Genomic DNA, 26725 nt, shown 5'->3' with positions numbered 1-26725 from the left:
GTCTCCCGGACGGCTAGAGCTCGACGCCGACCGTCACCGGCTCGGGCTGGAGGACGATGCCGAACTCGGCGGCCACGCGGCTGCGGATGAAGCGTGCGAGCTCGGCGACCTCGCCGCCCGTCGCGCCGCCGCGGTTGGTCAGGGCGAGCGCGTGCTTGGTCGACACGCCCGCCCGCGAGCGCGGCAGGCGGAAGCCCTTCTCGATGCCGGCGTGCTCGATGAGCCATGCGGCGGGCACCTTCACGTCGGATCGCGCGGGCGGCGCGGTCGGCAGCGCGCCCGTGTACTCGTCGAGCGGGATGACGACGACCGGGTCGAGGTCGGGCTCGACGGGCCAGCGCGGGCAGTCGTCGGGGAGCCCCTGCGCCACCGCCTCCGGCAGGATCGGGTTCTGGAAGAACGATCCCGCGCTGTGGGTGTCGGCGTCCGGGGCGTCGAGGACCATGCCCTTCGACCTGCGGATCGCGAGGACGTGCTCGCGGATCCACGGCAGCGACACCGGTCGATCCTCCCGCACGCCGAGCGCGGCGCGCAGCCGCGCATCGCGCAGCGGGCGGTCGTCCGTTCCGACGTGCGCGAGCTCGAGCGTGAGCGACAGGATGACGGCGTCGCGCTCGGGTGCTCCGCCGCCGTGCCGCTTCAGAACCGACGTGCGGGGCCCGAGGCCGAGGCCGGAGGCCGGCACGGTCGACACCTCTCCCGTGTGCCGGTCGATGAGGTCGACCTCGACGAGCGTCTGCACGATCTCCTGGCCGTACGCCCCGACGTTCTGGATGGGCGCGGCACCCGCCGTGCCGGGGATCCCCGACATCGCCTCGATGCCCGCGAGCCCGTGCGCGACCGTCCAGGCGACGAGCTCGTCCCAGTTCTGACCCGCCTCCACGCGCAGCCGCACACGTCCGGCGGGCGCGCCGCCGACGACCTGGAACCCGCTCGTGAGGATGCGGACGACCGTGCCGGGGAACGGCTCGTCGCCGACGAGCAGGTTCGACCCGCCGCCGAGGACCATCCACTCCTCGTCGTCCGCCCAGACCTCGCGCAGCGCGTCGACGAGCTGGTCGGGCGTGCGCGCGTCGACCATCCGCTCGGGTGCGGCGCCGACGCGCAGCGTCGTGAGCTGCGAGAACGGGATGGGCGCGACCTCGGTCATGCGCGCCGGACGCGCACCTGCGCCTTGCCGAGCACGGTCGTGTCGGCCGACGTCACGGTGAGGTCGATGCGGGCCGTCTCGTCGTCGAGCTGGCCGACCTTCGCGACGACCGACACGTCGGCGCCCGACTCGGGGTCGACCACGACGGGGCGCGTGAAGCGCACGCCGTACTCGAGGATGCGTCCGGTGTCGCCGAGCCACTCGGCGATCGTGCCGACCGACAGGCCCATCGTCAGCATGCCGTGCGCGAGGACGCCCGGGAGGCCCACCGACTGCGCGACGTCGTCGCGGTAGTGGATCGGGTTGAAGTCCCCGGATGCCCCCGCGTACCGCACGAGCGACTCGCGCGTGAGGTGGACGGTGCGCTCGGCGACGACGTCTCCGACGGCGATCCCGGTCATGCCGCGCTCTCCTCTCCGCCGACGAGCAGCACGCTCGTCGCGGTCACGACGTGCGCGCCGCCGGCATCGACGATCTCGGCGTCGCTCGTGATCATGGCGTTGGATCCCACCGTGCGGACGCCCGTGACCGTGAGCCGCGCCGTCAGCTCGTCTCCCGCGACGATCGGACGCGAGTAGCGGAACCGCTGCTCCGCGTGGATCGTCCGCTCCAGCGCGATACCGCTGTCGGGCTCGGCGAGCAGCTGCTGCAGCGTGTGGTCCTGGACGACCATCGCGAACGTCGGCGGGGCGACGACGTCGGCATAGCCCAGCGCGCGCGCCGCCTCGGGGTCGGTGTGCTGCGGGGCGTCGGCGAAGACGGCGCGCGCGAACTCGCGCACCTTCTCCCGCCCCACGAGGTACGAGGGGGTCGGCGGGAACTCGCGTCCGACCAGTTCGGGGTTCACAGGCACCCGGCCATCCTAACGATCGCCCCTGACGGCCGTCCGACCGCGCGACGGGCGTAGACTGCCGGGCGTGTCTTCCGCGATGAGCCCGTGCAGCGGGCGTGAGGGGGTCGTCGGCGCGGTCTGCGCCGGCGACAGAGCCTGAGCGAGCGCGCCCGCCCCGACGGGGCGACGGCGCGCCCTCCGTGCCACCGTGCGCCGTCCCGGCGCCGCCTCTCCTGCGCCGGATCCGGCGCCATCATCGCCGCGCCGCGTCGTCTCGCGACCGCCGGCGCCCGTCACCCAAGGACACCGTCATGACCCCGTTCACCGAGCGCGACATCCGCGCCTCGTTCGCCAACGCCTCCCGCAAGGAGGCCTCCGACCTCGCGCTGCCCGCCGGCTTCGCCGAGATCGACTTCTCCCGCCGCGACTTCCTCGGATGGGCCGATCCCCGGCTCCCGAAGCGGGCCTACGTCGTCGCCGACCTCGACGGCCGGCCCGTCGGCGTGCTGCTGCGTCAGGCCGACCAGCGGCTCTCGGCGCGCAGCCAGTGCGCGTGGTGCGACGACATCACGCTCGCGCACGACGTCCAGTTCTTCGCGGCGCGCAAGGCCGGGGCCGCTGGCCGCAAGGGCGACGTCATCGGCACGCTCGTGTGCGCCGACTTCGCGTGCTCGCAGAACGTGCGGAAGCTCCCGCCGCTCGCCTACGAGGGCTACGACCGCGAGGCCGCACGCGAGGCGCGCATCGAGCGGCTGCGCGCGCACGTACGCGCCTTCGTCGGCGAGCTCGGCGTCGACGTGTGACCGTCAGGCGGTCTTGCGTCCGGCCTTGATCGCCTTCTGCGCCATCTGGGCCGCGATGACGACGAGGAACACGGCGAACAGGATGTTGCCGACCTGCGGGTCGACGAGGTTCGCGACCCACGTGCCGAGCGGCGCCGTCACGCAGGCGGCGCCGCCCACGCACCCGGCGGCCACGAAGTCGACGTTCTGCTTCCGGAAGTTCGCGATCGTGCCGGACAGCGACGTCGGGATCATCATGAGCAGCGACGTGCCCTTGGCGACGAGGTCGCTCATCCCGAACAGCAGCATGAGCACGGGGACCACGACGATGCCGCCGCCGACGCCGATGAGGCCCGACATGACGCCCGTGACGAGCCCGAGGACGACGAGCAGGGCCCCCATGAGCACGTCGATCTCGACCGTCGCGTCGCGCGAGGGGACGATGAGGAACAGGCTCACGACGACAACCGCGAGGAAGCCGACGAAGATCCAGCGGAGCACCGGCTCCGAGAGCACGTGGAGCAGCCGGACGCCGATCTGCGCGCCGACGACGGCGCCCGCCGCGATGAGGAGCGCGGCGATCCAGTCGACGTCGCCGTTGATCGCGTAGGAGATCACGCCGACGACGGCCGTGGGGATGATCGCGGCGGACGAGGTGCCCGTGCCGAAGCGCTGCGTGAAGCCGACGAGGAGGACGAGGAGCGGCACGATCACGGTGCCGCCGCCGACGCCGAAGAGGCCGGACAGGAAGCCGGCGAACGCGCCGATGACGAGGAACGAGGCGATCGCCTTCCCCCCGCGTCGCCGTTCGTCCGTCACGCGTCCGCGCCCATCGCGAGTTCCGTCATCAGCCGCCTCCTGCTCGTCGTGCACCTACCGCTTCACACTATCCCGACCGTGTTTCCGGCAGACGACGCACCGCTCCCGCAGGGGCGGCGCGAGGCGCTCAGGCGATGGCGCGGACGAACACGGCGGACGCCGTCTCCTCCGCGACGCGGTCGAACCCGAGCCGCTCGTAGAACGCGACGGCGCCCGTGTTCGCGGGGTCGGCGGCGAGGTGGACGCCGGGGACGCCGCGCGTGCGCAGCTCGGCGACGAGGGCGTCGACGAGGCGCCTGCCCCATCCGCGCCCCTGCACCTCGGGCAGGAGGTCGATGTGGAGGTGGGCGGGATGGCGCGCCGCGTACGCGGTCGCGGCGGGGCCGCGGCCGTACGCGTAGCGGACGAGGTCGGCCTCGCGACCGAACGCGTCGCCCGCGTGCGGCCAGCGCTCGGTGTGGGCTGGCCACCACTCGTCTCGGAACCACGTCTCGAACTCGGCCGTGTCGGGAGCGCACACGATGTAGCCGGCCGGCCGGCCGTCTCGCTCGACAGTGAAGGCGAGATCGGGATGGCGGTCGACGTACGGGTACAGGAAGAGCGCCGGCCACAGGGCGTCGTCGGTGAGCATCCCGGTCGCGTCGGCGCCCGCCGCCGCCGTCCGCACGCACACGTCGCCGAGGTCCTCACGGTCGTCGGGACGGTAGGGGCGGATGATCTCGGGCACGATCCTGCAACGATACGCCCGCGCGCGGTCGCGGCGCGAGGGCCGCGACTCACCCCGCGACGTCCTCCAGGAGCGCGCGGTAGAAGACCTCGCCCCGTTCCAGGCTCTCGACCGAGACGTGCTCGTCGAGACCGTGGATGCTCGCGCGCTGCGCCGCCGACATCCGCAGCGGTGCGAAGCGGTAGACGTCGGCGACGTGCCGGTGCAGGAACCGCGAGTCGGTCGCCTGCATCATGAGGTACGGCGCCGTCACGGCGCCCGGATACGCGACGCCCACCGCCCGCTCGATCGCGCGGAAGCCCTCGCCGTCGACCGACGACTCCGGCGACGGGTCGGAGCCCGACAGCACCTCGATCCCGACCTCGGGGTCGCGGATGGCACGGCGCAGGCGCGCGGTCGTCGTCGCGACCGTCTCCCCCGGAGCGATGCGCAGGTTGAGGGTCGCCTCGACGCGCGGGGCGAGCACGTTCATGGCCGTCCCGCCCTCCAGGACGGTCGCGGCGACCGTGGTGTGCACGAGGGCGGCCGGCTCCCCGCCGAGACGCGCGAACACGCGCGCCGTGAGCCAGGGCGCACCGGTCAGAACCCGCAGCAGCAGCCGCGACGGGCCGGTCGCCCGCGGGACGAAGGCCGCGAGCATGTCCCGGATGGAGGCGGGCAGGCGAGCGGGGAACGGGTTCGGCTCCAGCCGCGAGAGGGCGCGCGCCATCCGCGTCGTCGCGGTCGTGCGGGGCGGCGCCGAGGCGTGCCCTCCCGGCGACGTCGTCTGCAGACGCGCCATCATGATGCCCTTCTCGCCGAGCCCCACCATGGCGGCCTCACCCGCGAGGAACGGCAGCGGGCGATCGACGACCGCGCCGCCCTCGTCGATCGCGAACGCGGGGCGGACGCCTCGTTCCCCCAGGACCGCGACGATCGCCTGCGCGGCCGTGCCGTCGGTCTCCTCGTCGCCGCCGAAGGAGAGGTAGACGTCGCGCGAGGGTGCGAACCCCGCCGCGAGGAGGTTCTCGACGGCCTCGAGGATGACGATGAGGGGCCCCTTGTCGTCGAGCGCTCCGCGCCCGTGCACGATGCCGTCCGCGATCCGTCCCTCGAAGGGAGGGTGCGACCACCCGTGTCCTTCGTCCGCCGGGACGACATCGAGGTGCGCCATGAGCACGATGGGGTCGCGGGAGCCCGTGCCGCGCCAGCGGTAGAGCAGCCCGAGCTCGCCGACCTGCTCGGCCTCGAGGTTCTCCGCGATGCGCGGATAGAGCTCGTCGAGCAGCGCCCGGAAGGCGTGGAACGCGCCGTGGCCGCGCTCGGCCCACGCGGCCGACACGGTCTCGATCCGGATCATGCGCGACAGTCGTCCGGCGACTCCCGGTCGCGTCGTGGCATCGGTCATGACGCCCACGCTAGCGGGCACGGTAGCGTGACGGCGTGCCGATCCTCGCCGCCCCCTGCGCCGCTTTCCACGCGGCCGTGTGGTGGGAGCGATCGCGCGCTGACCGTTTCGCGCGCGGGCGTGAGGCGCTGCGCGCGCTCGTCGGCGACGTCACCGTCACGGCGGCCGTCTGCCCCGACTGCGGGCGCCGCCACGGCGCGCCGCTGCTGGCGGACGGGCGCTTCGCCAGCGTCTCGCACGCCTCGGGCGGCTCCCTCGCCGCCGTGGCAGACCGCGCTGTGGGCGTCGATGTCGAGGACCGGCCGCTGCGGCTCTCGCCGGCCGTGGCCGTCCCGCCCGGCGAGGACCCGCTGCAGCACTGGACGCGCGTCGAGGCCGTGCTGAAGGCCGACGGCCGCGGGCTGCGCGTCGACCCCGATGCCGTGGTCTTCGCGCGCGGCGAGGGCGGATGGCGCGCCACCCTCGACGGGCGTGCCTACGTCGTGCACGACCTCGCGCTCGACGGCCCGCACGCCGCGGCCGTCGCCGTGGCGGCGAACTGAGTCCGTACCGCGACAGCGGTCAGCGACGGGTGGGCAGGGGCGGCAGCGCGGTCTCGTGCAGCCAGGGGCGCAGCGACTCCCCTGCGACGGCCTCGAAGTCAGCGGTCGTCGCGGTGCCATGGCGATGCGCGCCGCTCCACTCGCGCAGCAGCCCGAAGAAGTCGTCGTCGCCGATCGTCGTGCGCAGGGCGTGCAGCGCGAGCGCGCCCCGCTTGTAGACGCGGTCGTCGAACATGTCGTCGGGGCCAGGGTCGGCGAGGACGAGGTCCTTCCGGAGGAAGCGCAGGCGCGCGTGATGCGAACGCGCCATGGCCTCGGCGGAGGGCCCGCCCCGCTCCTCCGACCAGATCCACTCCGCGTAGCAGGCGAAGCCCTCGTTGAGCCAGATGTCGCGCCACCGCTCGACCCCCACGCTGTTGCCGAACCACTGGTGCGCGAGCTCGTGCGCGACGAGGCGCTCCGAGCCGCCGCGGCCGTCCATGTGGTTGGCGCCGAAGACGGCCATCCCCTGCGCCTCGAGCGGGATCTCGAGTTCATCGGCCGTCACGACGAGCCGGCACGTCGACATCGGGTACGGCCCGAACGCGCGCTCGAACGTGTCGAGGATGCGCGGCACGACCGCGGTGTCGGCGTCGACGCGCGCGCGCAGCTCGGGCGGATGGGCGACGGTCACCGGCACGCCGGCGGCCGTCTCGCCGATCGCGCGCGACGCGTACCGGCCGATCTGCGCCGTCACGAGATAGGTCGAGGTCGGCACGTCCTCCTCGAAGACGTGCGTCGTGCGCCCCGAGCGGGTCGTCGCGCGCACGCGGCGGCCCGTCGCCTCGACGCGGTAGTTCTCGTCGCATGCGAGCGCGATGCGGTAGCGGGCCTTGTCGTCGACCCGGTCGTTGCACGGGAACCAGGTGGGGGCTCCCGTGGGCTGTCCCGCGACGATGACGCCGTCGGCGAGCTCCTCCCAGCCGATGAGCCCCCAGCGCGAACGCCGCGGCTTGGGCGCACCGGCGTAGTCGATGCGGATCTGCAGGGTCGTGCCGGCCGGCACGACCTCGCCGAGCGCCACCCGCACACGCCGGTCAGTGTGCCGGTGCCGCGCGCCGCGACGGCCGCGCACGCGCACCGACGCCACGCGCAGGCCCACCAGGTCGAACTCGACGGCGTCCGTCGCGACGAGCGTCTCGAGCTCGATCTGCGCCGTGCCCGCGAGCCGGTTCGTCGCGATGCGGTAGTCGAGCTCCAGGTCGTAGCGACGCACGCGGTAGCGCACATCGCCCGCCTGCGGCGTGTAGTCGTCGGCTCCCTGCGCCTGGTTCATGCGTTCCGACGTCACGACGCCTGGTACGACCGCACCTTGACGGCCCGCCACGGGCCGATCGGGTTGCCGCTCCACCGGCTGCCCACGGGCACGGCCTCGCCGCGCATGACGAGCGACGCGGGTCCGACGGTCGCGTGCGCTCCGATCGACGCGGCAGGGAGGATCACGCTGTGGGGGCCGAGGGTGGCGCCGGCTTCGAGGGTGACGGTGTCCATGCTCATGATCCGATCATGGAACAGGTGCGTCTGCACGACGCACCCCCGGTTCACGGTCGATCCGTCTCCCAGATCGACGAGATCGGGCTCGGGCAGCCAGTAGCTCTCGCACCACACTCCGCGCCCGATGCGGGCTCCCAGGGTGCGCAGCCACAGGGCGAGCGCCGGCGTCCCCGACGCGGGGCCGGCGAACCACGGCGCCGCGAGCATCTCGACGAACGTGTCGGACACCTCCGTGCGCCACACGAAGCTCGACCACAGCGGCTGCTCCCCCGCGCGGATGGGTCCGACGATGGCCCACTTCGCGGCGGTGGAGACGAGCGCGGCGACCGCGCCCGCGAGGAGCATGACGGCTCCCGAGACGAGGAGCGTCGCGAGGACGCCGATCCACGAGACGAGGGCGAGGAACGCGAACAGCACGCCGAGCCCGAGCGCGCACGTCGCGACGACGGGGACGAACCGGCAGAGCTCCCACAGCGTCCGCGCGACGCGCAGGCGGGTGGGGGGCCGGAACGTGCGCGACTCGTCGACGTCGGCCACGATGCGCCGCAGGCGCACGGGCGGCGACCCGAGCCAGCTCGACCCCGCCTTGGCCTTGACGGGTGCGACCGACAGCACCGCGACGAGCCCGTCCTTCGGCACGCGGTGGCCCGCGGCGGCCATCCCCGAGTTGCCGAGGAAAGCGCGCTTGCCGATCCGCGCCGGCGCGATGCGCAGCCATCCGCCCCGCAGCTCGTAGGACGCCACCATGGTGTCGTCCGCGAGGAACGCGCCGTCGTCGATCGTCGTCATCGACGGGAGGAGGAGCACCGTCGACGCCTCGACGTTGCGCCCCACCTTCGCGCCGAGCAGCCGCAGCCACACGGGCGTGAAGAGGCTCGAGTAGATCGGGAAGAGGATGGTGCGGGCCGAGTCGAGCAGGCGCTCGATCGTCCACGCCTGCCATGCCGTCCGGCTGCGGACGGGGTACGTGCCCTGGCGCAGGCCGATCGACAGCAGCCGCACGAGCACGACGACCGCACCCGCGAAGAAGAGCCCCGTCGCGAGCACAGCGGGCACGAGGAGGGCGAAGGCGGCGAGCGCGGCGTCGGCGAGCGTCGCGGCGCCGCGCATCCCCGCGGCGAGCACGAGGCCCCCCACGGCGAACGAGACCACGGGCAGCAGCGCGAGCCCCAGCGACGACGCGGCGTAGAGCGCGAGGTGGCGGCGCCGTGCCGGCGGACGCGCGTCGGGCCATCCCCTCGTGGCGGCGCCCGAGCGCACGGCGGGCGACCCCGCCCAGTGCTGCCCCGCCCGCACACGGCCGAAGACGGCCGAGCCCGGCCCCACCTCCGCTCCCTGCCCGACCTTCGTGCCGGGGGCGAGCGTCGAGCGCGCGCCGATCGTCGCGCCGGCGCCGATGCGGATGCCGCCGATGCGCACCGTCTCGCCGTCGATCCAGTAGCCCGACAGGTCGACCTCGGGCTCGATCGCGGCCCCCGAGCCGACCTCGAGCATGCCCGTGACGGGCGGCATCGTGTGCAGGTCGACGTCGCGGCCGATCTTCGCGCCGAGGGCGCGGGCGTAGTACGTCACCCACGGGGCGCCGGCGAGCCCGACGGGGTCGATCTGGTCGGTGACCTTCTCCGCGAGCCAGAGCCGCAGGTGCACGGCGCCGCCGCGACGGTAGTCGCCCGGCCTGACGCCGGCGAGGAGCGCCCGCGCGAACAGCGCGCCCAGGGCCATCCGGCCGAACGGCGTGGCGAGCAGGACGAGCCCCGCGAGCGTCCACCACCAGTCGATGACGGGCAGCGCCTCGAACCCCGGCACGAGCGAGAGCAGCGTCGACGCCGTGAGCGCGTACACGAGCCAGCGCGCTCCCGTGAGGATGAACAGCGGGACGCCGACCAGCGTCTGCGCCCACTGCGTCGCGCGCGGCGTGGGCGCGGGGGTGCTGTACCCCGATGCCGCGTCGGGGTCGACCGTGTCGAGCGCCGCCTCGGCCATCGCCGCGAGGCGCGGATGGCCGTATACGTCGGCGACCGTGAACTCCGGCGCCGTCTCGCGGATCAGCGTGACGAGCTGCGCGGCGGCGAGCGAACCACCGCCCAGGTCGAAGAAGTCGGCGTCCTCGTCGGTCACCGGGATGCCGAGGACCGCCTGCCAGTGCGCGGCGAGCCAGGCGACGTCGGCGTCGAGGCCCTCCGCGGTCTCCCCCGCGTCGGCGAGCGGCCACGGGAGGGCGTTCTTGTCGACCTTGCCCGATGTGCGGATGGGCAGCTCGTCGATGACGGCGAGCGTCGGGATGAGCGGCGCGGGGAGGCGGTCGGCGAGGAGCGTGCGCGCCTCGGACCGGTCGAAGTCGGCGGACGCCTCGAGGTACCCGACGAGGATGGCCACCCCCGCCGCCGTCTTGCGCACGGCGACGGCGGCCGCCGTCACGCCGGGAAGGTCGTGCAGCGCCGCCTCCACCTCGCCCAGCTCGATGCGGCGCCCGCCGACCTTCACCTGGTCGTCGACGCGGCCCTGGAACAGCAGGCCCTCCGGCTCGAAGCGCACCATGTCGCCCGAGCGGTAGGCCCGATCCCATCCGAGGGTCGGCATGGGGGCGTACTTCTCGGCGTCCTTCTCGGGGTCGAGGTAGCGCGCGAGCCCGACGCCGCCGATGATGAGCTCGCCCGGCTCGCCGGCCGCGACCGGATGGCCGTCCGCGTCGACGACGGCGAGGCGCCATCCCTCGAGGGGCAGGCCGATGCGCACGGGCTCGCCCTCGCTCATGAGCGCCGCACACGCGACGACGGTCGCCTCGGTCGGGCCGTAGGTGTTCCAGAGCTCGCGGCCCTCGCCGGCGAGCCGGGCGACGAGCTCGGGCGGGCAGGCCTCGCCGCCGAAGATGAGCAGGCGCACGTTCTCGATCGTGTCGGAGGGCCACAGCGACGCGAGGGTCGGCACGGTCGAGACGGCCGTGATGCCGTGGCCGAGGAGCCACGGCCCGAGGTCGGAGCCCGATCGGACGAGCGATCGCGGCGCCGGCACGAGGCAGGCGCCATGACGCCACGCGAGCCACATCTCCTCGCATGACGCATCGAACGCGACGGAGAGGCCGGCGAGCACGCGGTCGCCGGGCCCGAGCGGCTCGTCCTGGAGGAACAGTCGCGCCTCGGCGTCGACGAACGCCGCCGCCGAGCGGTGCGTCACGGCGACGCCCTTGGGCGTTCCCGTCGAGCCGGAGGTGAAGATGATCCACGCGTCGTCGTCGGTCGTCGGCGGCAGCTCGTCGGCTCCGCGGGTCGGCTCGCCCTGCTCGAATCGGCCGTCGCCCGTGAGCACGCCGCGCACGTGCGCCTCGCCGAAGACGAGGTCGGCGCGCTCCTGCGGGTCGTCGGCATCGACGGGCACGTACGCGGCGCCCGCCGCGAGCACGCCGAGGATGGAGATGTAGAGCTCTGCCGTGCCCGAGGCCATCCGCACGCCCACGCGGTCGCCGCGCCGCACGCCCGCCGCATGGAGGCGCTCCGCCGTGCGCGCGACGGCGTCGACGAGCTCCCGGTAGCTGAGGGCTCCGTCCGCATCCTCGATCGCCGAGGCGTCGGGATGGGCCGCCGCCGTCGCGTGCAGGATGTCGATGAGGGTGCGCTCGGGCGCCGCGGCCTCCCCGCGGTCGAGCACGGCGCTCTGCGCCGCCGCGATGTCGGTCAACATGCCTCCGGGTGTGGCGTCGTCACGAGCGATGCCATCGTCTCGGGGCCAGGTTACCGAGGGGTGAACGCCCTTCCCGGGCGCGTCAGCGCGCGAGGCGTGCGCGCAGGGACGCGAGGAGGAGGTCGGCGCCGAGCTCGAACATCCGGTCCGACCGCGCACGGCCGCGTTCCGCGCCGTCGAGGAGCCGGCCGAGGGTGCGCGTCTCGCCGTCGGGCTGCCAGACGTCGTCCGGCGACGCGAGGTCGAGACCGAAGCCGATCGCGAAGGCGTCGATGACGGCGATGAGCGAGAGCACCTCGTCGTCGGCGAAGCCGCCGTCGACGAGCACGGTGGCGAGATCGTCGTACGACGCGATGACGGCGGGGCTCGTGATCGTCTTCCCGACGAGCAGGGGGACGAGCTGGGGGTGGTCCGCGTACATGCGCCGCTGCGTGCGCAGCAGCTCGCGCACGAAGACGTCCCATGCCTTCCCGTCCGGCGCGACGCTGTAGGCCTCGACGAGCCGTCCGCGCATGAGCTCGAGGATGCCGTCCATGCCGTCCACGTGGTTGTAGAGCGACGAGGGGCGGACCCCCAGGCGGCGGGCGATGGCGTTGACGCCGAACGGCTCGCCGGCCGCCGACAGCGCGAGGCCCGCGTCGCCGATGATCTCGGGCGACAGCAGCGGGTGGGACGGACGTGCCATGCGACCTCGCTCATCTGACGGCGGAAACATCCCGGAAACAGGGGGGTCTTCCGCGCGACCCCTCCCCTGTGCATAATAACGATCACCGTTCGTTTACGAATACCGTTCGTTTTCGATCGCCGCGCCTCACCCCGGCGCCCGAGCTCCACCCCGCCGTCCGCGCACACCGTCGTGCCCCGCCCTCCCGGAGTCCTCCATGACCGATCTCGGAACCCGCGTCCCCCTCCGCCTCCCCACCGCCTCCGCCACCTTCGCCATCGGCATCGCCGGCTACCTCGGCGTCAACCTGTCGCCGTACATGATCACCGCCGCGCAGACGGGCCTCGGGATCGACGTGCTCGCCGCGAGCTGGCTCGTCACGGCCGCCCTCCTCCTCACCGCCGTCACGGGGCTCGCGATCGCACCGCTGTGCGCCGGCGTGCGCAGGCGGGCCGTCGCGCGCCTCGGCCTCGCGGTCGGCGCGGCCGGCTTCGGGGTCGCCGCCCTCGTCCCCGCGCTCATCCTCCCGGGACTCCTCGTCGGAGGCGTCGGCGCCGGCGGCGCGGTCGCCGCCTCGGGCGCGGCGCTGGCGGCGTTCCGCAACCCCGACCGCGTCGCGGGGTTCAACGGGCTCGCGAACCGCGGCGTCATCACGATCGTGCTCGCGGTCATCCCGCTCGTGGGGCTCGCTCCCGTCGACGTGTTCGGCGCGCTCGCTCTCTTCAGCGTGATCGGCCTCCTCATCTCCGCCTGGCTGCCCGCCGCACCCGTCGTGGCGCCGCAGGCGGCCGCCGCCGTCGCGGAGGCGATGCCCATCGAGGTGCCGCCGACCGGCGCACTGCGCACGTCTCCCGCGCGCTCGCGCGGCGTGACGCTCGCGGGCTTCGGCCTGCTCGCCGTCTTCGCACTGTGGGCGGCGAGCGAGGATTCCCTGTGGGCCATGGCGGGCGTCATGGGCGCCGACCAGGCCTCCCTCTCGCCTGAGGGCCTCGGACTCGCGCTGAGCGGCGCGACCGCGGGCGGGCTCGTCGGGTCGCTCCTGCTCATGGTCGTCGGGGACCGGCTCGGCCGCGCCGCGCCCCTCGCGATCCTGCTCGCCGCGGGCGGAGCGCTCAAGATCGCAGAGGGGTTCACGACCGACCCGACCGCCTTCATCGTCGTGTTCGTCGCCTGGAACACCGTGTACGCGATCGCCTTCATGTACTTCGTGTCGACGTCGGCCGCGCTCGACGCGGACGGCCGCTGGTCGGGCCCGCTCCTCGCCGTCTACCTCGTCGGCTCCGCCCTGACACCCGTCATCGGCGCCGCTCTCGTCGGCGCCCTCGGCTACCAGGGCTTCGCCGTGGCGCTCGGCGTCGCGAGCTTCGTGCTCGCCGTCCCCGCCGCTGCCATCGCCCGCCTCTCCACGCGCCTCGAGCGCTCCGCCCGCACGACGTCGTCCGCCGTCGCCCCTGGGCACGCCACCCCCGAGAAGGAGTCCGCATGACCCGCGTCCTGTACCGCAACGCCCGCGTCCTCACGGCCGACGAGCCCGGATGGGCCGAGGCCGTCGTGGTCGAGGACGCGCGCTTCGCGTACGTGGGCTCGGCAGCCGATGCACCGCCCGCCGACGAGACGGTCGACCTCGCGGGCCGCGTCGTGCTCCCCGGCTTCACCGACGCGCACACGCATCTGCTCATGATGGGCGACGCGCTCGGCCAGGTGGGGCTCACGGACGCGCGCTCGCTCGACGAGATCCAGGCGCGGTTGCGCGCCGCACGCCCGGCGGCCGACGGCGTGCTGCGCGGCCGGGGCTGGCTGTTCGACAGCATCCCGGGGGGCGCGCCCACGGCGGCCATGATCGACGCCGCCGTCGCCGACATCCCCGTCTACCTCGACGCGAACGACTACCACTCGTGCTGGGTGAACACGGCGGCCCTGGCCGAGCTCGGCATCACGCGCGACACGCCCGACCCCATCGGCGGCCGCATCGAGCGCGACGCCGACGGCGAGGCGACGGGCATGCTCTACGAGACGGCGGCCGTGCAGTACGCATGGGCGCACCGCGACGCCACGACGACGGATGCCCAGCGCGACGCCGCCGTGGACCGCGTCGTCGCGGCGTACCTCGCCTCGGGAGTCGTCGGAGCCGTCGACATGGCGTTCGACGAGCACGGCCTCTCCGCGCTCGGACGGGCGTCGGCGCGCGGCGCGCAGCCGTTGCGCATCGCGGCGCACTGGTTCGTGGCGAACACGGGCGACGACGCCGGGAACCTCGCGCAGGTCGCCCACGCCGTCGAGCTCGCCCGGGTCGAGCACGCCGGCGTGCGCGTCGTCGGCATCAAGCTCGTGCTCGACGGCACGATCGACGCGTGCACGGCGGCCATGTGCCATCCGTACGCCGACGGCGCGAACGCCGCGCCGATCTGGCCGGCCGAGCACCTGCTGCCCGTCGTCGCGGCGGCCGACGCCGCGGGCCTGCAGATCGCCCTGCACGCCATCGGCGACGCCGCGAGCACCCTCGCGCTCGACGCGATCGAGCACGCCGCCGCCGTGAACGGCGACCGGCCGCGGCGCCACCGCATCGAGCACCTCGAGTACGCGGCTCCCGGCACGGCCGAGCGGATGGCGCGGCTCGGGGTCACGGCGTCGATGCAGCCCGTGCACGCCGACCCCGCGATCTTCGCGAACTGGGCGGCGCAGCTGGGCGACGAGCGCGTCGACCGGGCGTTCGCGTGGCCCGAGTTCGAGGATGCCGGCGCCCTGCTCGCGTTCTCGACGGATGCCCCCACGGCACCCCACGAGGCGCTCGCGAACATGTACGTCGCCGCCACGCGGGCATCGGCCCTCGACCCGGCGAGCGCGGCCGTCCATCCGCACCTCGCCCTGCCCCTCGAGCGCGCGATCGCGCACGCGACGCGCGACGCCGCGGCGTCGACGGGCGACGGCGCGTGGCGAGGGCGGATCGCCGCGGGCCACGCCGCCGACTTCGCCGTGCTCGACGTCGACCCGTTCGCCGAGGGACCTGACGCGCTTCTCCGCGCACGCGTCGTGCGGACGGTCATCGGGGGGCGGACCGTGTACGAGGGGTGACGGGGCAGTCCTCCTGCTGTTGCCGCGAGTCGTCGCCATCAGGACCTATCCCCCGCGCCGCACCCCGAGCATCCCCTCGGCGGCGCGGAGCAGCAGCTCGGAGCGCTCGCCCGCGCCGCCCCAGCGCACGAGTGCCTGGGCGCCCAGGCCGTCGATCATGCCGAGCAGCTGCCAGGCGGCGGCGCCCGCGTCGTCGACGGAGAAGTCGCCCGTCGCGACGCCCGCCTCGATGACGCCGCGCAGGAGGGCGGCCCAGGCGTCCATCTGGGCGCGCACCTCCGCGGCGAGCGCCTCGCTGCGGCGGCCGAGCGCCCACGCCTCGACCCACACCGCCGTGACGTCGGCCCGCGCTCCGCCGAGCAGGGTCGCGATGATCGCCTCGAGCGCGGCGCGGGGAGCGAGGCCCGCGGCGAGGCCGGCGACCTCCTCGAGCTCGTCCGCCACGATGCCCGCGAACACGCGCGCGACGAGCACATCCATGGCCGGCTCGTAGTGCGCGACGAGCGCGGGCGCCACCCCTGCGCGCTTCGCGACGGCACGCAGGGTGACGGCCGAGAGCCCGTCGGCGACGGCGATCGCGCGCGCGACGTCGGCGATCTGCGCGCGGCGCTCGTCGGGCGACCGCCGAGGCGCCCTCGTGCGCGGCCGATCTCTTGACATGGCCCCACCCTAACGTCACAATCGACTTATTGATCGCCTGATCAATAAGAGCGGAGGAGCGACGATGACCTGGCGGATGCCTGCGGAGACGGCTCGACACGAGCGCACCTGGATGGCCTTCCCCCGTGAGGGGATCACGCTCGGAGACGAAGCGTCCGAGCGTGAGGCGGGCTACGCCGCGTGGACGGCCGTCGCCCACGCCGTGGCAGAGTTCGAGCCCGTCACGATGGTCGTCGATCCGGGCGAGGCCGCCCGTGCGCGCCGCATGCTCGGTGCGCACATCGACATCCTCGAGGCCCCTGTCGACGAGTTCTGGATGCGCGACTCCGGCCCCACCTTCGTCGTCGACGACGAGCGACCCGGCGTGCTGGGCGCCGTCGACTGGATCTTCAACGGATGGGGCGCCCCCGCGTGGGCGCAGTGGCGGCTCTCGGCCGAGCACGGCCGCCTCGTCGGCGCCGCCGCGGGCGCTGAGCTCGTCAGCTCCGTGCTCGTCAACGAGGGCGGCGGCATCCAAGTCGACGGCGAGGGCACCGTGCTCGCGACCGAGACCGTGCAGCTCGACCCGCGCCGGAACCCCTACGCCGACCGCGCCCGCGTCGAGGCCGAGTTCGCGCGCACCCTCGGCGCCGAGAAGGTCGTCTGGCTGCCCCGCGGCCTCACGCGCGACTACGACGAGTTCGGCACGAACGGCCACGTCGACATCGTCGCGGCGCTCCCCTCGCCCGGCGTGCTGCTGCTGCACGACCAGCGCGACCCCGCCCATCCCGACAACGCCGTCACGCGCGCACTGCGCGCGCACCTCGAGACCCAGACGGATGCCGCGGGCCGTTCCTTCGAGATCGTCGACCTGCCGGCGCCCGCGACGCTGCGCGACGGCTCGGGCGACGACGGCGGCTTCGTCGACTGGAGCTACGTCAACCACCTCGTCGTCAACGACGGCGTCGTCGCGTGCGGCTTCGGCGAGCCGGAGGCGGATGGCCGAGCCCGCGAGGTGCTCGAGCGCGTGTACCCTGGCCGCCGGGTCGTCACGGTCGACGCGCGCGAGATCTTCGCACGCGGCGGCGGCATCCACTGCATCACGCAGCAGCAGCCGGCGGTGGCACCGTGATCTCCGTGCACGAGGCGTCGATCGCCGACCTGCAGACCGCCCTCGCCGACGGCCGCGCCACGGCCGTCGAGCTCGTCGAGGCGTACCTCGCGCGCATCGACGCCTTCGACGCGCCGGGGACGCAGACCGCTCTGAACGCGGTCGTCGTGCGCAATCCCGAGGCGCTCGCCGAGGCCCGGGCATCCGACGCACGGCGGGCCGCGGGCGAGACGCGCGGGCCGCTCGACGGCATCCCGTACACGGCGAAGGACAGCTACCTCGTACGGGGTCTCACCGCGGCCGCCGGCAGCCCCGCCTTCGGCGACCTCGCCGCACAGCGCGACGCCTTCACGATCGAGCGCCTCCGCGACGGCGGCGCCATCTGCCTCGGCCTCACGAACATGCCGCCGATGGCGAACGGCGGCATGCAGCGCGGCCTCTACGGCCGGGCGGAGAGCCCCTACAACGCGGCATACCTCACGAGCGCCTTCGGCTCGGGGTCGTCCAACGGCTCGGGCACGGCGACGGCCGCGAGCTTCGCCGCCTTCGGGCTCGGCGAGGAGACCTGGTCGAGCGGCCGCGCCCCCGCGTCGTGCAACGCGCTCGTCGCGTACACGCCGTCGCGCGGCGTCATCTCGGTGCGCGGCAACTGGCCGCTGGTCCCGACCATGGACGTCGTCGTGCCGCACACCCGCACGGTCGCCGACCTCCTCGCGGTGCTCGACGTCGTCGTCGCCGACGATCCGGACGTGCGCGGCGACTTCTGGCGCGCCCAGCCATGGGTCGGGATCCCCGCGGCATCGGCCGTCCGTCCCCCCTCGTACCTCGCGATCGAGGGAGACCTCGCCGGCCGCACCCTGGGCATCCCGCGCATGTACGTGGGCGGCGAGCCCGACGTGCCGGCCGGAGTCGGGATCGGCGGGCCGACCGGCACGCGTATCGAGACACGCGCCTCGGTCATCGCCCTCTGGCAGGCGGCCCGCGCCGACCTCGAGGCCGCGGGCGCGACGGTCGTCGAGGTCGACTTCCCGCTCGTGACCAACTACGAGGGCGACCGCCCTGGCGCGCCGACGATCGCGACGCGCGGGCTCGTCTCGCCCGAGTACCTGCGACGCGAGATCGTCGATCTCTCGGCCTGGGCGTGGGACGACTTCCTGCGCGCCAACGGCGACCCGGCCATCCCCTCGCTCGACGGCGTCGACGGGGCGCGCATCTTCCCGCATCCCGACGGGGCGCTCCCCGACCGGTACACGGGGTTCGACGACGACATCGCAGCCTACCCCGCGCACGTGCGGGAGCACCCCGTGGCGGCGTTCACCGACATCCCCTCGCTCGCGGACGGCGTCCGCGGGCTCGAGGAGACGCGCCGCATCGACCTGGAGGCGTGGATGGACGACCTCGCCCTCGACGCCGTCGTCTTCCCCGCGATGGCCGATGTCGCACCCGCCGACATGGACGTGGACCCCGCATCCGCCGACCTCGGGTGGCGCAACGGGGTCTGGGTCGCGAACGGCAACCTCGCCATCCGCCATCTCGGCGTCCCGACCGTGACGGTGCCCATGGGGACGATGGCCGACACCGGGATGCCCGTCGGCCTCACGTTCGCCGGTCGCGCCTACGACGACACCCTGCTCCTCGGCCTCGCCCGCGCGTTCGAGGCGACGGGGGCGCGGCGCACGCCTCCGCCCCGGACGCCGGCGCTGTAGGGCGGCGCCGGTCAGGCCGGCCGCGGCGCCGCGGCCGACTCGCGGACGAGCAGCGTCGTGTGCAGCCTGTGCTGACGCCGCGTCACCGCGCCCTCGTCGGCGGCGATCGCCTCCACGAGGAACTCCGCCGCCAGCCTCCCCTTGCTCGCGATCGGCTGCCGCACGGTCGTGAGCGAGGGCTGCGACCACTGCGCCTCGGTGAGGTCGTCGAACCCCGTCACAGACAGGTCGGCCGGCACCGCCACTCCGGCCTGCTTCGCCGCGTCGAGGACGCCGAGCGCGATGACGTCGCTGAACGCGACGATGGCCGTCGGGCGCTCCGGCGCCGACCAGAGCTCGTCGAATGCGCTCTTGCCGCCTTCGCGGGTGCAGGCCACCTGGACGACATGGATCCCGGGCGCGTCCACGTCGATTCCCCCCGCACGCAGGGCCGCGACGGCTCCCTGCATCCGCCGGAGCACCGGCCCGCGCCAGGACTCCCAGGGGCCTTCGTCACCCGTCTCGAGCGCCGCGATGCCGATCTGGCGATGACCGAGATCGAGGAGGTGGCGCACGAGCGTCTCCATCCCCGCCGCGTCGTCGATCTCGACCGAGGCGACTCCCTCGTGCTCCTCGCTGTCGACGAGGACGAACGGGATGCCGCGCTGGCGGAGCGCACTGACCTCTCCCCTGTCGTACTCGAGTCCGCTGACGATGAAGCCGTCGACCGCGGCGTAGGGGATGCTCTTGAGCATGGATCCCCGCAGGGGCGGCGCCAGGAGGAGCGTGTATCCCTCCTGATTGCAGGTCTGCCCGACGCCCTGCAGGAACTGCGAGTAGTACGGGTTCTCGAGCACTCGGTCGAGCTGCTGCGGAAGGAGCAGCCCCAGGCTGTTCGTGCGGCGGGTCCGCAGCATCCGAGCCGCCGGGTCCTGCGCATAGCCCATCTCGCTGGCGGTCGCGAGGATGTGCTGGAGCGTCGACTCGGAGAGGCGCGACGAGTCGTTGAAGGCGAGCGATACGGCCGTCTTGGAGACGTTCGCGCGCGCGGCGACATCGCGCATCGTCACGCGTCCCGTCTTCATTCGATCACTCCGTCCACGGAGACGACGCTACCCCGCCCGGGTACCCGGAGGCCGTCCTCGCCGACGAATCGCAGACCGTGCCGCTCGGCTTCGTCGCGTGTCATCGCGAAGGCGGCGGTGCCGCGGTTCACCACCACGACAGTCACCTCGTCGGCGTGCGCCCGCGTGACGGCGACGACATCGGGGGCGAGGGCCACGACGCGCTGCGCTCCCCGGCGGAGCGATTCGAGCCGGCGGCGGAGCGACGTCCAGCGGACGACCGCCTCGTGGATGGCGGGCTCCCAGCGGGCCGTGTCCCAGACCATGCCTCCGCGGCAGCCCGGATCGTTCGCTCCGCGGAGGCCGACCTCGTCGCCGTAGTAGATCATGGGTGCCCCCTGCGCGGCGAACAGCAGGGCGTAGGCGCACAGGAGTGCCGGCACGTCGTCTCCGTGCCGCGTCAGGACGCGCTCGGTGTCGTGGCTGCCGAGCAGGTTGAGCATCGCGGGGCGCGCCGGCTCGGGGATGCGGGCATGCAGTGCCTCGACGCCCGCAGCGAAGGCGTACGCGTCGATGCTCCCATCGGCGGTGAAGCCCAGGATGAGATCCCGCAGCGTGTAGTTCATCGTCCCGTCGGCCATGTCGCCGCGCAGCCACTCGTCCGGATCGCGCCACTCCTCGGCGACGATGTACAGGTCGTCGCTCTCACCCTTCACGACCTCCCGGAACTGCCGCCAGAAGCCGCGCTGGACGAAGTACGGCACGTCGAGCCTCCATCCGTCGATGCCCTCCGCGATCCAGTGACGGGCGACGGCGAGGTGGTGCGCCCGCACCTCCGGATTGTGCACGTTCCACTTCGGCAGGTACCAGCAGCCGGAGCACGTGCGGTAGTTCGGGACGGGGTGGGAGACGACGGGGAAGCCCTCGACCGAGAACCAGTTGACCCACCGGGACTCCTCCTCCCGCTCGACGATGTCGCGGAAGGCGGCGTGCCCGACCCCGGCATGGTTGAAGACGCCGTCCAGGACGACGCGGATGCCGCGATCGTGCGCGGCGGACAGGAACCGCCGGAAGTCGTCGAGGGTGCCGAGGCGGTGGTCGATCCGGAAGTAGTCCACGGCGTCGTAGCGGTGATTGGTGCGCGCCTCGAAGACGGGCGTGAGGTACAGCGCGGTGACGCCCAGCTCGACGAGGTGGTCGAGCCGGGAGACGATGCCGGCGAGATCGCCGCCGAAGAAGTTGTCGGGCGTCGGCGCCGCGTCCCACGCGACGACCCCCTCCGGATCGAGCCCGGGGTCGCCGTTCGCGAACCGGTCGGGGAAGATCTGATAGAAGATCGCGTCGGCGAGCCAGTCCGGCGTGTGCAGCTCGGTCATGTGTCACTCTTTCAGCCCGCTGGCGGCGAAGCCGCGCACGAGCGCTCGTTGGAAGATCATGAAGACGACGACGCTCGGCAGCGTCGCCGTGAGGGTTCCGGCCATGAGGTGGTTCCACGACGTCGCGTAGCGCCCTTGGAACGCCGCCAGGCCGATCTGGATCGTGCGCGCATCGTCGGAGTTCGTCACGAGCAGCGGCCAGAGGAAGTCGTTCCAGGCGAACAGGAAGCTGAAGATCGCGAGCGTCGCGAACGCGGGCCGTGCCAGCGGCACGACGATCCGCACGAAGGTGCCCGCTCTGCTGCACCCGTCGATCCGCGCCGCCTCCTCGATCTCGATCGGGAGCGAGGCGAAGTACTGGCGGAGGAGGACGATCCCGAAGACGTCGGCGAGCCGGGGGACGACGAGCGCGGCGAAGGTGTCGATCCAGCCGAGCTGCGCGACGATCGTGTACGCCGGGATGACGGTCACGAACGTCGGGACCAGCAGCGCGGCCAGGAGGATCGTGAAGAGCGTCCGTCGGAACGGGAACCGGAATCGCGCGAACGCATAGGCGGCGAGCGCATCGAGGACGAGGTGGCCCATCACGATCCCCGCCGCCATGAGAATCGTGTTGAGGTAGTAGCGGGCGAACGGCGCCGCGTTCCAGGCGACGAGGTAGTTCTCCCAGTGCCATGACGTCGGCAGCAGCGATGACGCCGTGTACGTCTCGGCGCGGGTCTGAAGCGAGGTCGTGAACATCCAGAGGAACGGCGCGACGACGACGACGGCCCCGGCGAGGAGGGCGGCGTGACGCGCGACGAGCGTCCCGACGCGCCCGCTCATGACTCCCCCGTTCGCAGGGCCCCGGAGACCCTGGCCTGCACGAGAGAGACGCCGAGCACGAGCGCGAGGGTGACGAACGCAATCGCCGCGCCGTAGCCGAAGTCGCCCAGCCGGAAGGCCTCGCGGTACATGAACATGCCGAGCACCTCGGTGCCTCCCCGCGGCCCGCCGCCCGTCAGGACGTAGACGAGGTCGAAGGCCTGGAAGCACGTGATGAGCGCCTGGATCACGACGAAGAACGTCATCGGGGCGAGCAGCGGGAAGGTGATGCGTCGGAAGCGCTGCCACGCCGATGCTCCGTCGAGCTGCGCCGCCTCGTACACGCTCGCCGGGAGCGTCTGGAGGGCGGTCAGATAGAGGATCGCGTTGAGTCCGACGTTCTTCCAGACGGTCAGGAGGATGAGCGCCGCGAGCGCCGACCAGCGCTCCTGCAGCCAGTCCCGTCCTTCGAGACCCAGGTGGGCGAGCACGCCGTTGACGAATCCGGCGGGGTCGAGCATGTACCGCCACACCACGGCAGCCGCGACGGACGACGTCACCGTCGGGAGGAAGTAGATCCCGCGATAGAAACCCCTGCCTCGGAACGGCGCGTCGAGGAGCAGGGCCACGGCGAGCCCGCTCGCGATACTCAGCAGCGTGACGCCGGAGCCGTACACGACCGTCACGCCGAGCGAATTCCAGAACTCCTCGTCTCCCGCAAGGCGCGCGTAGTTGCCGAGCCCGATGAACGTCGACTCCGGCGAGAAGCCGTCCCAGTCCGTCAGACTGATGCGTGCCGCGTCCGCGATGGGATACAGGACGAACACCGCCAGCACGACCAGGGCAGGGCTGAGGAACAGCGCTGCGGCGCGCAGCTCGTCGGCGGCGTACCGTCGACGGCGGCGCGCGGGGGCGCGCCGCGACGCGACGTACACGTCAGTCCTCGGCGAGGACGTCGTTGACGGCGGCCTCGGCGGACGCGAGCGCCGTCTCGACGTCGACCTCGCCCGCGAGCGCGCGTTCGATCTCCTGTGCGAAGGCGAGCGAGACCGCGGGATACGAGGCGATGTGGGGTCGCGTCCGGGCATCGGGCATCTGCTCGATGAACGGCCGCAGCAGCGGCTGGTTCTCGTCCACCCACGCGAGGTACTCGGCGCTCTGCGCGACGGACTGCGTCACCGGCAGCATCCCCGTGGCCTGGTTCCAGGACATCACCTGATCCGGTTCGAGGAACCAGGCGAGGAAGTCGGCCGATGCCTGGGTGCGCGCGTCGTCCTGCGCGAAGACCATCGCCTGCTCGCCGCCGAGGTTCGTCGCCGCGACGCCGTCGGCGGGAATCGGGAGGGGAGCCGTGGCGAAGTCGAACGGCGGGTCGGCTGCCCAGATGCCGACCATCCACGACCCCTCCTGTGCTGACCCGCCCTGCCCCTTCTCGAACTCGCCCCACCGTGCGTAGGGGCTCACCCCCGACTCGATCAGGTCGACCCAGAACTGGAGGGCTTCTGCGCCCTCCGCGGTGTGGAAGGCCGCGGCGCTGCCGTCTTCCGTCAGGAACTCGCCGCCGGCCTGCCAGAGCGAGACCTGGAAGTTCCAGGTGAGGCCTTCGCCGCTCTCCCCCGCCTCCGTGAAGAGGTCGTACCCCGGCAGTCCCGTCCGCTCGAGGATGGTCTCGCCGACGTCGAGCAGCTCGTCCCACGTCTGCGGCGGATCGTCCGGGTCGAGCCCCGCCTGCTCGAAGACCGTGCGGTTGTACATGTAGGCGAGATTGTTGGCGCTCACGGGCACCGACAGGAGCTCGCCGCCGATCGTGCCGAAGTCGGTCAAGGCGGGGAGCAGATCGTCGAGGCGGTCATCAGGCAGAGCGCTGGAGAGGTCGGCGAGACTTCCCATCTCCGCAATCTGCGGAACCCAGACCAGGTCGCCGATCGCGATGTCGGGGAGAGTGCGCGAGGTCGCGGCCGCACGCACCTTCGTCAGGAAGTCGGCATTGGGAACGCTCGACGTCGAGACGACCACGTCGTCCTGCGAGGCGTTGTACTCGTCGACGAGGGCGTCGAAGGCGTCGGCGTTCGCGCCATCCCAGTAGTGCCAGACGCTGACCGGGACGGCGCCGTCGGCTGCGGGGTCTGCCGGCGAGCATGCGGCAAGGGGGATCAGAAGGAGGATGCCGGCAGCGGCGCCGGCGGAACGTGAGCGGAGCATCTTCGCCTCTCGGATCTCGACGGCGGTTTTACCGTCTACTGAACCGATAAACTACAGGCTTATATGCGGTAGTTCAAGAGCAGGTTCCGCGTGCACGAGCGCCCGGCCGCAGCCGGGCGCTCGCGTCCGCCGGCACCGGGAGTGGTGTGCGACCCCGGCGGAGCCGTGGACGTCAGAAGGTCGGATAGACGTCGATCACCTCCCCGCCCGTGCCGGTGAAGTTCGCACCGGTCGACCACGTCGCGTCGTTCAGGAGGACCTTGAACTCGAACAGCTCGCCCTCGGGGACGCGCTCCATCTCCCACTCCCAGACGCCGCTCGAGATGTTTCGCGCGCCGCGGCCCGCCGTCCAGGACAGTGGATACTCGTCTCCGCGGATCGCGATCGAGTTCCCGACACCGGCGTCGTAGTGCACGCGGATCGTCGTCGTGGTGCGCTCGGCGGGCTCGTACGTCGACACCGGTGCACCCGGCGCGAACACCGCGGTCTCGTGCTCGTCGAGCGTGACGACGATCTGCTTGCCGGTCACGCCGCCCGCGACCACCGTCGTGGTCTCTGTCGTGTCGAGGAGGTTGGTGAGCACCGCGCCGACGGGGATCGTGCTCTCGGCACGCAGCGGGATGGTCCGCGTCTGCGCGTCCCATGCGTTCGTCGAGAGGGTGATCGTCTCCTCGCCCGAGGCGTCGACCCGTCGGGAGAAGCCGTAGAAGGACGTGTCGGACCACATCTCGCGCTGCACACCCGTCCGCAGCGGCTCGTAGGCGGCCTTGAGCGACGTCAGCCTCTGGATAAGCGTGTAGACCGAGCCCGTCTGATCGAAGGACTCCATGTCCTTGCGGTTGTCCTTGTTCGCGATCGGCACCTCGCCCGCGTTGCCGTTCCCGTCATCCGCCTGCTCGGTGCCGTAGTAGATCACTGGGATGCCCCGGCTCGTGAGCAGGAAGCTCAGGGCGGAGCGCAGACGCTGGTAGTTGTCGTCCGCCCATGTCAGGAACCTCGCACGGTCGTGGTTGTCGAGGAACGTCTCCAGCCGATTCGGGTTCGCGTACTTCACGTCCTGGTCGAAGAGATCGCCCAGCGTGTTCATGTCGACGTCGGCGGCGAAGGCGTCGCGGACGTCGAAGAAGTACGGGAAGTCGAGCACGCCCCACTGGTAGTCCTGGTACTCGGACACGTAGTCGACATCGCCGACGAAGACCTCGCCGAATGTCGGCACGCCCATCGCCGCCTCGAAGTCGGCCAGCCAGTCCTTGGGGACCGACCGCGCGGCGTCCACACGGATGCCGTCGAAGCCGAGGTCCACCCAGTCGCGGTAGGTGTCGATGAGGTGGGCCGACACCGCAGGGTCGGACTGGTCGAGATCGTCGAGGCCGCCGAGGTCGCAGTTCTCGATCTGCGTCTGCGATTCGGATCCGTCGAAGAGGCAGTCGCCGGCATGGTGGTAGAGCGACGGGTCGTTCAGCGGGGCCGCCGGAGCGTACGTCGACGGCACGTACGTCGTCGACGTGCCGGCGAGGTAGTCGGCCGTGTGGTTGGGGACGACGTCGAGGATCATCTTGAGCCCGAGGTCGTGAGCCGTGTCGATGAGCTCCTGCAGCTCGACCGTGTCGCCGAAGTGCTCGTTGGGCGTCGCGAAGTCGTGCGTGAAGTAGCCGTGATAGCTGCCCTCGTTGCCGTCGCGAGACACCGGCTCCTGCGCGGAGACCGGCGAGAGCCAGATCGCCGTGACGCCGAGATCGGCGATGTAGCCGAGCTTCTCGGTGAGCCCCGCCCAGTCGCCGCCATGGTAGAAGCCGAGGTCCGACGGATCGTACTCTCCGTGCCCGGAGTCGTTGTTGGTCGGGTCGCCGTCATGGAACCGGTCGACGAGCACCTGGTAGATGACGTCGCCCTCTTCCAGGGGTCCGGGCGAGACCGCGGCCGTCGCCGCCGGCGCGGGGGTCGCGAGAAGCGCCCCGGCGACCAGCCCGGCTGCGAGCGATCCCGCGAGCACGGATCGTACGAGGCGCCGTGCGCGTTCGCGGCACATTGAGGTGATGAGTTCCACGATCGTGACTCTTCCTTCTCATGGCGCACCGGCCGCAGGAGTGCACCGTTCAGTGTCTCGATACAACACCGCATGAGAACGAGGCCGCAACGGCGTCGAAGCCGTGGCTCAGAAGCAAGCGGGCTCTCTCCGCCGTCCTCTCGAGCTGGACTGCGCGCGGCGGAGCGAGGAGGCTGGGCCACGTGGATGACGTTCCTGCTCACGCATCGCGCATCCTCGGCGACCGGATCGTCGGGATCCGGACGAGGGCGTCGCTGTCGGCGAGCGCCCTCGCGGAGTGCGCCGATCTGGATCTGTCGCACCTCCAGCGCATCGAGAAGGGGACGGGCAACCCCACGCTCTTCACGCTGCTGCAGCTGGCGGAGGCGCTCGAGGTCGATGTCGAGGAGCTCGTGACCGGCATCCGCGCGGCCGATCTCCCCGAGCGGCATCGCCCATACCGCCACTCGGATCGAGAACGGTACCGCCGACGGCCGCGCGACAGGGCCTGAACGGCCTCTGCAGCCGCCATCCGCCCCGAAACGCGGCAATCGAAGCGACGTTCGCTCCGAAACGCGGCGACCGATTCACCGGTTCGCTCCGAAACGCGGCAACCGACTCACCGGTTCGCC

23 protein-coding genes are annotated in these 26725 nt (G+C 72.7%); 7 read left to right on the top strand and 16 right to left on the bottom strand.

Annotation, left to right across the window (positions count from 1 at the left end; genetic code table 11):
• Nucleotides 1-13: 13 nt before the first annotated feature.
• The 3 genes from ABD998_RS14280 to ABD998_RS14270 are packed head-to-tail and all read right to left on the bottom strand — an operon-like array spanning nucleotide 14 to nucleotide 2003.
• The gene (locus ABD998_RS14280) at nucleotides 14-1150 is read right to left on the bottom strand and encodes a UDP-N-acetylmuramate dehydrogenase (protein WP_345440423.1); all 1137 of its coding nucleotides are present in this window, start codon (nucleotides 1148-1150) and stop codon (nucleotides 14-16) included.
• Nucleotides 1147-1551, bottom strand: coding sequence for a MaoC/PaaZ C-terminal domain-containing protein (locus ABD998_RS14275; protein ID WP_345440420.1), 405 nt, complete (start codon nucleotides 1549-1551; stop codon nucleotides 1147-1149). Before ABD998_RS14275 ends, ABD998_RS14280 begins: the two co-directional genes overlap by 4 nt.
• On the bottom strand, nucleotides 1548-2003 hold the full coding sequence (locus ABD998_RS14270; RefSeq protein ID WP_345440417.1) for an FAS1-like dehydratase domain-containing protein: 456 nt from the start codon (nucleotides 2001-2003) through the stop codon (nucleotides 1548-1550). Before ABD998_RS14270 ends, ABD998_RS14275 begins: the two co-directional genes overlap by 4 nt.
• A 290-nt stretch (nucleotides 2004-2293) precedes the next feature.
• Here ABD998_RS14270 and ABD998_RS14265 point away from each other — a divergent pair, with 290 nt between their 5' ends.
• Complete coding sequence (locus ABD998_RS14265) at nucleotides 2294-2785, top strand: FBP domain-containing protein (protein WP_345440414.1); 492 nt, start codon at nucleotides 2294-2296, stop codon at nucleotides 2783-2785.
• A gap of 3 nt (nucleotides 2786-2788) precedes the next feature.
• Here the strand turns inward: ABD998_RS14265 and ABD998_RS14260 are convergent, their stop codons facing one another.
• The 3 genes from ABD998_RS14260 to ABD998_RS14250 all read right to left on the bottom strand — a co-directional run bounded on the left by ABD998_RS14260 (nucleotide 2789) and on the right by ABD998_RS14250 (nucleotide 5697).
• Nucleotides 2789-3583, bottom strand: coding sequence for a sulfite exporter TauE/SafE family protein (locus tag ABD998_RS14260; protein WP_345440411.1), 795 nt, complete (start codon nucleotides 3581-3583; stop codon nucleotides 2789-2791).
• 127 nt (nucleotides 3584-3710) lie between these two features.
• Nucleotides 3711-4310 (bottom strand): GNAT family N-acetyltransferase, encoded by a 600-nt coding sequence (locus ABD998_RS14255; RefSeq protein WP_345440408.1) that lies wholly within the window; start codon nucleotides 4308-4310, stop codon nucleotides 3711-3713.
• 49 nt (nucleotides 4311-4359) lie between these two features.
• A complete protein-coding gene (locus ABD998_RS14250; protein ID WP_345440405.1) occupies nucleotides 4360-5697 on the bottom strand; it encodes a M20/M25/M40 family metallo-hydrolase in 1338 nt (445 codons plus the stop codon).
• Between the two features lie 35 nt (nucleotides 5698-5732).
• Here ABD998_RS14250 and ABD998_RS14245 point away from each other — a divergent pair, with 35 nt between their 5' ends.
• Nucleotides 5733-6239 carry a 4'-phosphopantetheinyl transferase family protein gene (locus ABD998_RS14245; RefSeq protein ID WP_345440402.1) on the top strand — a complete coding sequence of 169 codons (507 nt, stop codon included), beginning with the start codon at nucleotides 5733-5735 and terminating at the stop codon, nucleotides 6237-6239.
• A gap of 19 nt (nucleotides 6240-6258) precedes the next feature.
• On the opposite strand, the gene ABD998_RS14240 is transcribed toward ABD998_RS14245, so the two are convergent.
• From ABD998_RS14240 to ABD998_RS14230, 3 genes are all read right to left on the bottom strand, one after another.
• Nucleotides 6259-7569, bottom strand: coding sequence for a M1 family metallopeptidase (locus ABD998_RS14240; RefSeq protein WP_345440399.1), 1311 nt, complete (start codon nucleotides 7567-7569; stop codon nucleotides 6259-6261).
• Complete coding sequence (locus ABD998_RS14235; RefSeq protein ID WP_345440396.1) at nucleotides 7566-11450, bottom strand: Pls/PosA family non-ribosomal peptide synthetase; 3885 nt, start codon at nucleotides 11448-11450, stop codon at nucleotides 7566-7568. The genes ABD998_RS14240 and ABD998_RS14235 overlap by 4 nt, the downstream gene beginning before the upstream one ends.
• 82 nt (nucleotides 11451-11532) lie before the next feature.
• Nucleotides 11533-12135, bottom strand: a complete 603-nt coding sequence (locus ABD998_RS14230) for a TetR/AcrR family transcriptional regulator C-terminal domain-containing protein (protein WP_345440393.1) — start codon at nucleotides 12133-12135, stop codon at nucleotides 11533-11535.
• A gap of 196 nt (nucleotides 12136-12331) precedes the next feature.
• Between ABD998_RS14230 and ABD998_RS14225 the strand changes: the two genes are divergently transcribed.
• Nucleotides 12332-13600 (top strand): MFS transporter, encoded by a 1269-nt coding sequence (locus tag ABD998_RS14225; RefSeq protein WP_345440390.1) that lies wholly within the window; start codon nucleotides 12332-12334, stop codon nucleotides 13598-13600.
• Entirely contained in the window at nucleotides 13597-15186 is a 1590-nt protein-coding gene (locus tag ABD998_RS14220) for an amidohydrolase (RefSeq protein WP_345440388.1), read from the top strand. The genes ABD998_RS14225 and ABD998_RS14220 overlap by 4 nt, the downstream gene beginning before the upstream one ends.
• 45 nt (nucleotides 15187-15231) lie before the next feature.
• On the opposite strand, the gene ABD998_RS14215 is transcribed toward ABD998_RS14220, so the two are convergent.
• On the bottom strand, nucleotides 15232-15846 hold the full coding sequence (locus ABD998_RS14215) for a TetR/AcrR family transcriptional regulator (RefSeq protein ID WP_345440385.1): 615 nt from the start codon (nucleotides 15844-15846) through the stop codon (nucleotides 15232-15234).
• Nucleotides 15847-15910: 64 nt separating this feature from the next.
• Here ABD998_RS14215 and ABD998_RS14210 point away from each other — a divergent pair, with 64 nt between their 5' ends.
• Both ABD998_RS14210 and ABD998_RS14205 read left to right on the top strand, forming a co-directional pair.
• Nucleotides 15911-16957 carry an agmatine deiminase family protein gene (locus ABD998_RS14210; RefSeq protein WP_345440382.1) on the top strand — a complete coding sequence of 349 codons (1047 nt, stop codon included), beginning with the start codon at nucleotides 15911-15913 and terminating at the stop codon, nucleotides 16955-16957.
• The gene (locus ABD998_RS14205; RefSeq protein ID WP_345440379.1) at nucleotides 16954-18642 is read left to right on the top strand and encodes an amidase; all 1689 of its coding nucleotides are present in this window, start codon (nucleotides 16954-16956) and stop codon (nucleotides 18640-18642) included. Before ABD998_RS14210 ends, ABD998_RS14205 begins: the two co-directional genes overlap by 4 nt.
• Before the next feature lie 11 nt (nucleotides 18643-18653).
• On the opposite strand, the gene ABD998_RS14200 is transcribed toward ABD998_RS14205, so the two are convergent.
• The 6 genes from ABD998_RS14200 to ABD998_RS14175 form a co-directional block, all read right to left on the bottom strand.
• The gene (locus ABD998_RS14200; RefSeq protein WP_345440376.1) at nucleotides 18654-19706 is read right to left on the bottom strand and encodes a LacI family DNA-binding transcriptional regulator; all 1053 of its coding nucleotides are present in this window, start codon (nucleotides 19704-19706) and stop codon (nucleotides 18654-18656) included.
• Nucleotides 19703-21061, bottom strand: a complete 1359-nt coding sequence (locus tag ABD998_RS14195) for a glycoside hydrolase family 13 protein (RefSeq protein WP_345440373.1) — start codon at nucleotides 21059-21061, stop codon at nucleotides 19703-19705. The genes ABD998_RS14200 and ABD998_RS14195 overlap by 4 nt, the downstream gene beginning before the upstream one ends.
• A 3-nt stretch (nucleotides 21062-21064) precedes the next feature.
• Nucleotides 21065-21886 (bottom strand): carbohydrate ABC transporter permease, encoded by an 822-nt coding sequence (locus ABD998_RS14190; RefSeq protein WP_345440370.1) that lies wholly within the window; start codon nucleotides 21884-21886, stop codon nucleotides 21065-21067.
• The gene (locus ABD998_RS14185; RefSeq protein WP_345440367.1) at nucleotides 21883-22800 is read right to left on the bottom strand and encodes a carbohydrate ABC transporter permease; all 918 of its coding nucleotides are present in this window, start codon (nucleotides 22798-22800) and stop codon (nucleotides 21883-21885) included. Before ABD998_RS14185 ends, ABD998_RS14190 begins: the two co-directional genes overlap by 4 nt.
• Nucleotide 22801: 1 nt before the next feature.
• A complete protein-coding gene (locus tag ABD998_RS14180; protein WP_345440364.1) occupies nucleotides 22802-24067 on the bottom strand; it encodes an ABC transporter substrate-binding protein in 1266 nt (421 codons plus the stop codon).
• A gap of 172 nt (nucleotides 24068-24239) precedes the next feature.
• A complete protein-coding gene (locus ABD998_RS14175; protein ID WP_345440361.1) occupies nucleotides 24240-26114 on the bottom strand; it encodes an alpha-amylase family glycosyl hydrolase in 1875 nt (624 codons plus the stop codon).
• Nucleotides 26115-26296: 182 nt separating this feature from the next.
• Here ABD998_RS14175 and ABD998_RS14170 point away from each other — a divergent pair, with 182 nt between their 5' ends.
• On the top strand, nucleotides 26297-26605 hold the full coding sequence (locus tag ABD998_RS14170) for a helix-turn-helix domain-containing protein (protein WP_345440358.1): 309 nt from the start codon (nucleotides 26297-26299) through the stop codon (nucleotides 26603-26605).
• The last annotated feature ends 120 nt before the right edge of the window (nucleotides 26606-26725 follow it).

The sequence above is a fragment of the Microbacterium gilvum genome (genome assembly GCF_039543865.1).
In the GTDB taxonomy this organism is placed as follows: Bacteria; Actinomycetota; Actinomycetes; order Actinomycetales; family Microbacteriaceae; genus Microbacterium; species Microbacterium gilvum.
This window is presented reverse-complemented; position numbering and strand designations above follow the sequence as displayed.